Raw genomic sequence first — 8,587 nt, 5'->3', positions numbered from 1 at the left:
TGTGCGGGGGTGGGGCCCCCGCACACAAGACAACTCAGATGTCGTACGTGTCGCCCGGCTGCAGGTCGAGGAAGCGTCCGCCGCCCTGCTCGACGGCCCATTGGATGCGTCCGTTGGCCATCTGCTTGCCGACCACGGAGCTGACCATCTCGTGCGTGGCGAACGCGTGACGCGGCTTGAGGCCCAGCACGTAGTCGATGAACTCGGATGCCTTCAGCCACGGCGCAGACGACGGCACGGCGAGCACGTTGATCTCGGAGAGCTCGGGCGCGGCGAATGAGTCGCCCGGATACACGAGCGTGTCGTTGACGACCACGCCGACGTTGTCCACGACAGGGATGGAGGAGTGGATGACCGCGTGCTTGCCGCCGAAGAAGCGCAGTGTGAAGGGTCCTGCCTCCACCGTGTCGCCGGCGTGCACCGTCGTGACGTCGAAGTCGGACGCCGCCGCCGCAACGCCCTCCGGGCCGTAGATGGTGGCGTCGGGGCTGGTCTCCAGGATGCGGTTCAGCTGCTCGGGCGTCCAGTGGTCCGCGTGCTCGTGCGTGATGACCACGGCCACCGCGTTGGTGGCGTCGGTGATGGGGGTGGAGAACGATCCCGGGTCGATGAAGAGTTTCTGTCCCTCGGTCTCCAGGATCAGCGCTGCGTGCTCGAGCTTGGTGAGTTTCATGCCTCCATTCTGGCCTGTGTGCAACACGCCCGTGCGCCAGGAGGTATCGACCGGAATAGTGCAGGGCCTCTGGCGTTGATACCCCCAGGGGGTATTAGAATGAGGACGATGGACGAGCATTCAGACGACACCGCGACAGGTCTCCACGCGCAGCACGATCACGCGCAGCACGACGCTCACGACAACCCTGGCCGCGACTACGGGACTCACGTGCACAGCGCCAACGGGGACAGTGCACACGACCACGACACACACGACTACAGCGCTCACGACCACAGCGCTCACGACCACAGTGCTCACGACCACAGTGCTCACGACCACGGCACACACGATCACAGTGCTCACGACCACAGTGCTCACGATCCGGCGCAGTTCCGCCGCACGTTCTGGTGGAGCCTTGCGCTGACGATTCCGACCATGGTCTTCTCGACCGGACTGCAGGACATCCTCGGACTTTCCGGTCCGCGATTCCCGGGGAGCCAGTTCATCCCTGCCGTGTTCGGCGTCGCGGTCTTCCTCTACGGCGGGCTCGTGTTCCTGAAGGGCGCGGTCGCCGAGCTCCGATCGCGCCGGCCGGGGATGATGACACTGATCGCCCTGGCGATCGTGGTCGCGCTCGGGTATAGCCTCGCCGTCACGCTCGGACTTGACGGCATGGACTTCTGGTGGGAGCTCGCCAGCCTGATCACGATCATGCTGCTCGGGCACTGGATCGAGATGTCGGCGGTGATGGGTGCGCAGAACGCGCTCGGCGAGCTCGCCACGCTGCTGCCGGACACGGCGGAGGTGATCGACGGTGACGGGATCGGCGGTGCTGCCGGCACGCGATCCGTCGCGATCTCCGAGCTGAGGATGGGCGATCGAGTGCTGGTGCGTCCGGGAGCGAGCATCCCGGTGGATGGCGTCGTCATCGCGGGACGCTCCGATGTGGACGAATCGCTGCTGACGGGAGAGTCGGCGGCCGTCGTGAAAGAGAGCGGAGCATCCGTCGTCGCAGGAAGCACGAACGGCGCCGGATCGCTCACCGTCGAGATGACGAAGGAGCAGGACGACTCCGCGCTCGCCGGCATCATGCGCCTCGTCGCCCAGGCGCAGGCCAGCAAATCCGGTGCGCAGCTGCTCGCCGATCGCGCGGCAGGCTGGCTGTTCTACGCGGCGCTCGCCTCAGCGGCCGTGACGCTCGTGGTGTGGCTGTTCCTGCGCGGTGGCGACCCCAACTTCGTGCTCGAACGCGTGGTGACCGTCCTGGTGATCGCGTGCCCGCATGCCCTGGGCCTGGCCATTCCCCTGGTGGCGCAGATTGCCACGTCGCTGGGTGCGAAGAACGGAATCCTGATCCGCAGTCGCGCGGCACTCGAGGATGCTCGGCTCACCGACGTCGTGCTCTTCGACAAGACCGGCACGCTGACCGAGGGCCGGCAGGGCGTCGTCCAGGTCGCGACGGCCGAGGGTGTCGACGAGGCGACCGTGCTGCGGCTGGCTGCGGCGGTCGAAGCGGATGCGGAGCATCCGATCGGCATGGCGGTGGTGGCTGCGGCACGGGAACGCGGCATCGACGTGGTGGCGGCAGCGGACTTCCGGGCGCTGCGTGGCCGCGGCGTGACGGGGACCGTCGGATCCACCGGTGTCGTCGTCGGCTCCCCGCGCGTCGTGGCCGAACGCGGGCTGCAGCTGTCCGCGGCGCTCGGCGAGGTGTCGGAGCGGGCGCAGCACGCGGGCAACACCGTGGTCTTCGTCATCGCCGACGACGGAGACCACGAACGGGTCGTCGGCCTGATCGCCGTGGCGGATGTCGTGCGCCCCCAGTCGCGCGAAGCCGTCACAGCTCTGAAGGCCCGGGGCGTGCGGGTCGCCATGCTGACCGGAGACTCCCGCGCCGTGGCGGATGCCGTGGCATCCGATCTGGGCATCGACGAGGTCATCGCCGAGGTGCTTCCCGACCAGAAGGCCGCAGCCGTCTCGTCACTGCAGAAGGACGGTTCGCGCGTCATGATGGTCGGCGACGGCGTGAACGACGCCCCGGCGCTCGCGCAGGCGGATGTCGGAGTGGCGATCGGAGCCGGCACGGACGTTGCGATCGAGTCCGCGGGGATCGTGCTGGCGTCCAGCGACCCGCGGGGCGTGCCGATGACTGTCGCGTTGTCGGCGCGCACCTACCGCAAGATGACCCAGAACCTGTGGTGGGCGGCCGGGTACAACATCGTGGCGATCCCGCTCGCCGCTGGAGTGCTCGAGCCGTTCGGCGTTGTCGTCTCGCCTGCGCTCGGTGCCGTGCTGATGAGCGTGTCCACGATCGTCGTCGCGGTGAACGCCCAGCTGCTGCGGCGGGTCCGGCTGGGCTGAGGTCCGCGACGGTCGTCCGCCTGGTCAACGCAACGGACAGCTCGCGGCCGGTCAGAGTCCGCCCGTCCACCTCGCCGCGCCGGCTCACCGTCCTCGCTCGGCTGACGCGCAGCGTTCCGCCATAATCGTCACCATGAGCAGCGCGCGGGGCACCGACGCCCCGGAGGGGGCTCCCGCTGTGCTGCGCATCGCGGTGGCGATCAACCCGCAGGCCGCGTTCGGCCGGCGACGCGGAGCCGGGCCGGCCGTGGTCAACGCGCTGCAGGCATCCGGTCACGACGTCATCGTGCTGACGCAGCCCAACTACGAACTGCTCCGCCGCGAGACCGCGAAGGTCGTCGAGGCCGGGGGAGTCGACGTGCTCGTCGTGGTCGGCGGTGACGGCATGGTCAGCCTCGGGGTGAACATCGTCGCGCAGACCGAGGTGGCACTCGGCATCGTGGCGAGCGGAACGGGAAATGACATGGCCCGTACGCTCGGACTGCCCATCGACGACACGGATGCCTCGATCACCGCCCTGCACGCCGCACTGCTGCGCGGGCCCCGCCGCATCGACCTCGGCAGGGTGCGTCAGGGCGAGCTGACCACCTGGTTCGGCGGCGTGGTCTCCGCCGGATTCGACGCCCGAGTCAACGATCGCGCCAACCGGATGACGTGGCCTAAGGGCTCGCAGCGGTACACGGTCGCGATGGTGCTCGAGCTCCTGTCGTTCCGTCCGGTGCGCTACCGGATCTCGGTGGACGGCGTCGTCGAGTCCACCGAGGCCATGCTCATCTCCGTCGCCAACGGGCGCTCGATCGGGGGCGGCATGCGCATCACACCCGACGCCGAGCTCGACGACGGGCTGCTCGACCTCTTCATCGTCGACCGGATGCCCAAACTCCGCCTGCTGCGCGTGTTCCCGAAGGTCTTCCGCGGTGAGCACACCACACTGCCCGAGGTACACATCTCCCGCGCGCGTGCGGTCACGCTCGAGGCCGAGCACGTGGTCGCCTACGCCGATGGAGAGCGGGTCGGCCCGCTCCCTGTTGAGGTCTCCGTCGCCCCCGGCGCCCTCCTCGTCTACGCGTGAGCGGGGGTCGTCGCGCGGCACCGTCGCCCGAGGTCCTCACTTCCGAAATGCCTGGCGCTTGTTGCCGTTTGGAAGGACGCCAAGCGAACAAACGCGCCAGGAATCTCGGTGCTGGGTCGGTTTGGTGGAGCCGCATCCCGTGTGGCATACTCGATGAGTTGCCTTTTTCGGGTCAACAAGACCGGCCCCATCGTTTAGCGGCCTAGGACGTCGCCCTCTCACGGCGGTAACGCGGGTTCAAATCCCGCTGGGGTCACATCAGAAGCCCGGTTCTCTTCCTCGGAAGTGAGCCGGGCTTCGTGCATGTCGGGCTGGCGGGCCGGGGAGGCGTGGCGACTCGGCGCCTCAGGATCCCTCGCTCCCGTTCAGCCTTGTGTTGTCGGGACGGAAGCCGTGCTCGACGCCCCAGAGCACGGCTTGAGTCCTGCTGGTGACTCCGATTCGCCGGTAGCAGCTGCGGATGTACGTCTTCACGGAGTTGATCGAGAGGTGCGCCTGTTCGGCGACCTCGTCGTTCGACAGCCCCTGCGTGATGAGCGCGAGAACCTCGGCCTCCCGCTGCGTGAGCCCTTCCTCCCGTCCGGGCCAGTCCCCGGCCACCACGATCGGTCCCGCAACGTCGAAGACCGTGCCTGAGCCGTCGTAGATTCCCTCGAGTGCGGTCACGACTCCGCGGGCCGGTAGACCCTTGGAGATGTAGCCCGACGCGCCGTTGGCGAGCGCTGCACGAACGAGTTCCTCGTCCATGTTCCAGGAATAGACGACGACCTTGCCGACCGCCGGATTTCCGGCGAGCATGCGCACCTCGTGCCGGTCGCCCTGTGGGGCGGCGAACGTGTCGTACAGGGCGATGTCCACGGGCTCACGGACCTGCTTGTTCACGTCGAGCTCCACGATGCGGATCCGACCCCGATACGTGCGAAGCATCGAGGCCAGTCCACGCACCACAACCTCGTAGTCGTCGACAAGCGCCACACTTATCGTCATCTTCACCCCCGCCACCATCTTCACCCCTGCGGGTGAAGTGAGGGTGCCTCGTGAATCCCTACGATGGGCGAGCGCCGTCCGCTGCGGCGGTGCACGCTCGCGCCCGGTCGGGCAAGGCCGAGCATCGCGAGCACTTCACGAAGAAAGAAGGAGATGGGACTACTGACCCACGGACCCGTCCGGATCGAGGTCGACGATCGCGTGCTGGTGCACCTGGAGCTGGTGATCGTCGACAAGTTCCGGCACGGCGAGTCGTTTCCGCTCACCTGGCTGGACCACGACGGTGGCGAGACACGGAGCACCCTGTGGCTGTCACACAGGCGCCCCCTGTACTTCCACTACAGCGGCGACGTGCGACAGCTGCCCGTCGACCGCGGGTGGTTGCGGCGCTTGCACGATGCGGCCACCAGCGGCAAGGGGCTCGGCGTCGTGGACGCGGATGGCCGTCCGGCCGTTGTCAAAGTCCGGTAATGACCTGTCGAGGCCGTCGATGTGACGCCGGCATGTGCGCTCGACGCACAGCATCGCACGTGAAGTCAACCCGTCCAGCTCGTCGGGTGCCCGTCGGTAGCGTTGGCGTGTCGTTCTCGAACGGCCCGTCCGGAGCGCTTTCGGCTGTTCCGTGCTGCCGGCCGGGAGCGGCGACCATGCGAGGCGACCACGAGGGAGGAGCGAATGTCCACTGCAGACTCGAACGATCAGCCCAGCCGGGTGGGAACGACGCACGCGGCCTGGGGGGCAGGCGAGCCCCGTCTGCTCGTGTCGGGGAACGACCGCCGGTTCGTCTTCGATCTTGACAGCGACAGCATCCGGATCGGCTCCGCCGCGGATTGTGATCTCAGGCTCGAGGGTCTGGAGGCCGTGCATGCGCGGATCCGGCACGACGACAACGATGAGTACCTGCTCTCCGTGTTCGGAGCCGGAGAGACACCGCTTCTGCCTGAGGCGTCCGATGCCGACGACGAGACGATTCTCCGAACCGGAGCGCGGTTCACGCTCGGCGGATGGAGCTTCGTCTTCCAGCGCGAGGAATACGCCGACCACGGCAGACCGTACGGCGGCCGCGAAGGCGGCGAAGGAGACGTTCAGCTCCCGCAGCCACCTCGCCCGGACTACGGAACGAGCTCAGCCGACGGCGACCGCGACCTACGCCCCTGAGCCCCATCGGCTCTTTGCCGAGGCCGATCGACGAGGAGCGGACGCCGCGCCGAGCGACACGAGCGGCGACATCCGCTCAAAGCCGCTGACTCAGCCGAGAAGCTTGCGGATCGCCTTCTCACCCGCCCCGTTCGTGTCGATCGTGTCGCCGGCGCGGAAGCGGTCGACGACACGAGGATCCACGTAGCTGCTGCGGGCTATCGCCGGCGTGTTGCCCAGTTCGTGAGCCGCGACGTTCATGGCCTCACGGATCGCCGACTCGGGCTTCGACAGCTGGTGCGAACGGCCGGACGCAGCAAGTGACCTCGCCGCGACGATCGTTCCACGTAGCGTGCGGAAGTCCTTGGCCGTCGCCTCCACTCCGGTGCGCTCGCGGATGTAGTCGTTGACTTCCGCGCTCGTGACCGGATGCCATCGGGTGTCGCGCCAGGCCACGACGCGCGAAGACCGTCCGCGGGCCGCGATGACCGACGCCAGGTACCTGGCCAGCAGGGCGTCCCGCAGTGACGACTCCCAGAGCTGTCCGCTCTTCGACGGGAAGCCGAGCGTGATGGTGTCGCCCTCGACGAGCACGTCCCGGCAGCGCAGCGTCGTCACGCCGCGGCTGCCGTACAGGCGTCGGTATTCCTCACCGCCGACGCGTACCGCAGCCTGGTCGATCATCCGGAATGCGGCGCCGAGTGCTCGCGGTCTGTCCAGCAGCGGGCGGCTCAGATCACGGCCGACGGCTCGTCGCGCTCGGGGCAGCGCAGCGGCGAGCTCGAGCATCCGATCGAACTTCGCCTCGTCGCGGAGGCGCCGCCACTCGTCGTGGTAGATGTACTGCCGGCGCCCGGCGTCATCCACGCCGACCGCCTGGATATGGCCGCGCTCATCGGCGCAGATCCAGACGTCGCGCCAGGCGGGCGGAATGGCCAGCCCCGTGATGCGTTCGAGCGCCGCGCGATCGGGAGCGCCGCCCACGTCCGAACGGTAGTGAAAGCCCGAGCCCCTGCGAAGCCGTCGGATGCCCGGACCGTCCGGATCGCTCTCGCGAAGTCTCGATCCGAAGACGAGGCGGGAGCCACTCCCAGCTGCCATTGCTCCTCCCGAGATAGCGCGATGTCCGAGCAGTCACGTGATCTCATCCTGGATCCTCGGCCTCGGCGATCCCAGCGATTGACAAATGCTGTACGAGATAGGCGTCGAGGGTCCGGGCCGCTGCCCAGATCAGACGGCGGCAGATGGAAGCAGCCGGAGCTCTCGCGCGAAGGACCGCGCCCGATCCGCCATGTCGGCCGGAACCTCGGCGATCGCGAAGTGCCCGCCACGCTCGAGGCGTTCGAACGTCCGCAGATCGCGGTAGAAGGTGCGTGCGACGGACCCCGGGTAGTCGTGCTCGTGCCGTTGGATGTGCACACTCGCCGGCACCGTGACCGGAGGGATCACCGCCTCCATGTCGTCGAAGTAAGGGCGGAACGACGTTCCGATCGACTGCGAGATCCAGTAGATCATCGCCTCGGTGAGCAGGCGCTCTCGTGACAGCAGGCGTTCGACAGCCCGCGGTTCATCGGCCGGCGTGTCGCTCCACTCGATGAACTTCTCCACCAGCCAGGCGAGAAGGCCCGCCGGTGAGTCGTTGAGCGCCGCCGCGAGCGTGTCGGGTCGTGTGCCCTGGATGTGCGCGTACCCACCCATGGACGCCTGACGATCCGCGAGCGCACCGAAGAACGCCACAGCATCCGGAGCGCTCAGGTTCTGGCGCTCTTCGAGCGTGGGGAAGTGGGCGTGGGTCACGAGGATCCCCTGTACCGCATCCGGATAGGTCGCCGCGATGAGGTCGTTCACGTTCGCCGTGACGTCTTCGCCGTACGTGAGGTAACGCGGGTATCCGAGGACGTCCGTCATCAGCGCGTGCATCGTCGCCGCCAGCCGCTTCTCGTTCATGCCTCCAGCGGCATATGGTCCCGAGAACCCGAATCCGGGCAGGCTCGGGACGACCACGTGGAAATCGGGCAGCAGGTCGGCGAAGTCGAGCTGCATCGCGAAGGTGTGCGGCCATCCGTGCATGACCAGCAGGGCGGGCGCGTTGGGGTTCTGCGACCGCAGGTGCACGAAGTGCACGCGTGCGCCGTCGATCTCGGCCACGAACTGCGGATGCCGGTTCAGCCAGTCCTGCCTCGCCGGCCAGTCGAACTCCGCCCATGATGCGACGAGTGCCGCCAGGTATTCGCTCGTCATGCCGGCATACGGACGGCCGGGGCTGTCGGACAGGAGCCGAGAGCGCGACAGGCGTTCGCGCAACTCGTCCAGTTCGGATTCGGGTACGTCGATCTCGAACCGTTCCATCGTGCGACAGTAGCGCCGACCCCCGA

General features: G+C 67.9%; 8 protein-coding genes and 1 tRNA gene. 5 read left to right on the top strand and 4 right to left on the bottom strand.

Going from position 1 to position 8,587, the window contains the following annotated elements:
- Positions 1–34: 34 nt before the first annotated feature.
- Positions 35–673: an MBL fold metallo-hydrolase gene (locus tag ACX9R5_RS14165; protein ID WP_459409662.1), complete on the bottom strand. Its 639-nt coding sequence runs from the start codon at positions 671–673 to the stop codon at positions 35–37.
- A gap of 108 nt (positions 674–781) precedes the next feature.
- Here ACX9R5_RS14165 and ACX9R5_RS14160 point away from each other — a divergent pair, with 108 nt between their 5' ends.
- The 3 genes from ACX9R5_RS14160 to ACX9R5_RS14150 all read left to right on the top strand — a co-directional run bounded on the left by ACX9R5_RS14160 (position 782) and on the right by ACX9R5_RS14150 (position 4,344).
- Positions 782–3,016, top strand: a complete 2,235-nt coding sequence (locus tag ACX9R5_RS14160) for a heavy metal translocating P-type ATPase (protein WP_459409661.1) — start codon at positions 782–784, stop codon at positions 3,014–3,016.
- Positions 3,017–3,149: 133 nt separating this feature from the next.
- On the top strand, positions 3,150–4,088 hold the full coding sequence (locus tag ACX9R5_RS14155) for a YegS/Rv2252/BmrU family lipid kinase (protein WP_459409660.1): 939 nt from the start codon (positions 3,150–3,152) through the stop codon (positions 4,086–4,088).
- 183 nt (positions 4,089–4,271) lie between these two features.
- A tRNA-Glu gene (locus ACX9R5_RS14150) sits at positions 4,272–4,344 on the top strand.
- 89 nt (positions 4,345–4,433) lie between these two features.
- On the opposite strand, the gene ACX9R5_RS14145 is transcribed toward ACX9R5_RS14150, so the two are convergent.
- The gene (locus ACX9R5_RS14145; RefSeq protein WP_459409693.1) at positions 4,434–5,075 is read right to left on the bottom strand and encodes a helix-turn-helix transcriptional regulator; all 642 of its coding nucleotides are present in this window, start codon (positions 5,073–5,075) and stop codon (positions 4,434–4,436) included.
- Positions 5,076–5,228: 153 nt separating this feature from the next.
- On the opposite strand from ACX9R5_RS14145, the gene ACX9R5_RS14140 reads away from it, so the two are divergent.
- On the top strand, positions 5,229–5,546 hold the full coding sequence (locus ACX9R5_RS14140) for a DUF7882 family protein (RefSeq protein WP_459409659.1): 318 nt from the start codon (positions 5,229–5,231) through the stop codon (positions 5,544–5,546).
- Positions 5,547–5,750: 204 nt separating this feature from the next.
- The gene (locus ACX9R5_RS14135) at positions 5,751–6,233 is read left to right on the top strand and encodes an FHA domain-containing protein (protein WP_459409658.1); all 483 of its coding nucleotides are present in this window, start codon (positions 5,751–5,753) and stop codon (positions 6,231–6,233) included.
- A 90-nt stretch (positions 6,234–6,323) separates the two neighbouring features.
- Here ACX9R5_RS14135 and ACX9R5_RS14130 read toward each other — a convergent pair whose 3' ends face one another.
- Together ACX9R5_RS14130 and ACX9R5_RS14125 are read right to left on the bottom strand one after the other, a co-directional pair.
- The gene (locus ACX9R5_RS14130; RefSeq protein ID WP_459409657.1) at positions 6,324–7,313 is read right to left on the bottom strand and encodes a DNA topoisomerase IB; all 990 of its coding nucleotides are present in this window, start codon (positions 7,311–7,313) and stop codon (positions 6,324–6,326) included.
- A 129-nt stretch (positions 7,314–7,442) separates the two neighbouring features.
- The gene (locus tag ACX9R5_RS14125) at positions 7,443–8,561 is read right to left on the bottom strand and encodes an epoxide hydrolase family protein (RefSeq protein WP_459409656.1); all 1,119 of its coding nucleotides are present in this window, start codon (positions 8,559–8,561) and stop codon (positions 7,443–7,445) included.
- Positions 8,562–8,587: the final 26 nt, after the last annotated feature.

The organism is Rathayibacter sp. CAU 1779, from assembly GCF_054551755.1.
Note: the sequence above shows the minus strand (reverse complement) of the source record. Positions and strands in the feature narration are given on the sequence as shown.